The 1,457-nt window shown below is 38.2% G+C and carries 3 protein-coding genes; all 3 read left to right on the forward strand.

The features are described 5' to 3' along the window. Positions 1 to 104 precede the first annotated feature (104 nt). The 3 genes from PVK71_RS20235 to PVK71_RS20245 all read left to right on the forward strand — a co-directional run bounded on the left by PVK71_RS20235 (position 105) and on the right by PVK71_RS20245 (position 1,217). On the forward strand, positions 105 to 416 hold the full coding sequence (locus PVK71_RS20235; protein ID WP_274421119.1) for a hypothetical protein: 312 nt from the start codon (positions 105 to 107) through the stop codon (positions 414 to 416). Positions 417 to 680: 264 nt separating this feature from the next. Then, positions 681 to 926 (forward strand): hypothetical protein, encoded by a 246-nt coding sequence (locus PVK71_RS20240; RefSeq protein ID WP_274421118.1) that lies wholly within the window; start codon positions 681 to 683, stop codon positions 924 to 926. 45 nt (positions 927 to 971) lie between these two features. After that, positions 972 to 1,217 carry an ogr/Delta-like zinc finger family protein gene (locus PVK71_RS20245; RefSeq protein ID WP_274421115.1) on the forward strand — a complete coding sequence of 82 codons (246 nt, stop codon included), beginning with the start codon at positions 972 to 974 and terminating at the stop codon, positions 1,215 to 1,217. Positions 1,218 to 1,457 lie beyond the last annotated feature (240 nt).

Genomic DNA, 1,457 nt, shown 5'->3' on the forward strand with positions numbered 1-1,457 from the left:
GAAAATGCTGTGGTAGAATTAAAGGCACATGCAGTCTAGTGCAACAGTGTGTAATAGGTTTAAAGTAAAACAACACTGCAATCACCAACACTCAAGGGGGAATTATGTCTGACAATGAATCGAAATCAGTAGCACCTATCACACTAACAGCGGAGCAAGTTATCTCTCTTGTTGGTCACGGTGTAACGCAAGAGCAACTTGATAGCGTTCGTCGAGAGCTTGGTGAAAAGATGGATAGCCAAGACGCAAAAATTGATGCTAAGTTCGATAAGCTCGACGCTAAGATTGATACTGTAAACAAAGAGCTTTCTGTAAAAATTGACAGTAAATTTAACCTCGTTTTAGGTTTTTTACTTGCTAATGTCGCTGGAATTGTAGCGCTTGGGTTCTGGCTAGGTCAGAACGTAATAAAATAAATTAGGCCACTTATCAGTTGCATAAAAGATCGCTTAGGCGGTCTTTTTTTATATCAACAAACCACATTCCCCCTCCTATGAAATAAACACCTCATGCGAATAAAAAACCTCATATATCGCTTTAAAATGTGTACTTTTTTTGTACTATGCTGTTTAAAAAAGCAGCATTTATAAAACGCAAATGTTATAATAAGAACTTGATATGCATTATAAATAACCTCTATTTGTAATGCGTTTTTATCCTTATTAATCTTGGGTAATTATATGAGTTCTAATAATAAATATCGCCTCTATTGGTACCATATTTCGCTTGTCGTTCTTTGCGCTGACAGCTCAACGTATTTTCATGAATTGGACGTAAGCGGTGGCAAACCATACGTGACGGCTCCTGCCCTTGAAAGATGCCGAAAATTTGCCATTAGTGAAACAGAAGTGGCGATAAGTGCGAGCATTCAATCGGTGTCGTATCTTGGTTTTATGACCGAAGATGAATTCCTTGGTGAGTCATAAGGTAATTATGTACATTAGTTCAACGTGATCCAAAAGGATAAAAGTATGTCTCGCACTCTTCTCATTGAATGCCCACATTGCCACACAAAGGGAAATGTGATCACATCAAAACGCGTGAGTGGTGAGTTGCGCGAGCTCTATTGCCAATGCGTGAATCTAAATTGCGCCAAAGTATTTGTCTTGCATTTGTCGTTCTCTCATTACCCAAAACGCACCGGCGGAAAACCCGATCCTACCTTGCAACCAGAGCTCTGCTCTCATGATGAGCAGATTGATATATTCGACGAGTAACATGGCCTTATTTCCACTCTCTTTGAGTGAAAATTAAAAAAGAGAAAGTTCACGATTTAATTAATTTTAATAAACTCAAAAACGAACGATTGCGATCCTGAAGGTGTTCGTAATAACGGTGATAATTTCAATATTTATCTTTAATTATCATTATGTTAAACGGTCATTTCTTCACATTATTATTTGCTCTCATTTTTCGTTTTTTAACGGCACTGAATTTCGGTGCGGAGGGGGGGGAGT

This window comes from Aliivibrio sp. S4MY1 (assembly GCF_028765545.1).
Lineage (GTDB): Bacteria > Pseudomonadota > Gammaproteobacteria > Enterobacterales > Vibrionaceae > Aliivibrio.

Coding starts and splice junctions, on each gene's coding strand:
- PVK71_RS20245 (WP_274421115.1), top strand. CDS start 972: ATGTCTCGCACTCTTCTCATTGAATGCCCACATTGCCACACAAAGGGA.
- PVK71_RS20240 (WP_274421118.1), top strand. CDS start 681: ATGAGTTCTAATAATAAATATCGCCTCTATTGGTACCATATTTCGCTT.
- PVK71_RS20235 (WP_274421119.1), top strand. CDS start 105: ATGTCTGACAATGAATCGAAATCAGTAGCACCTATCACACTAACAGCG.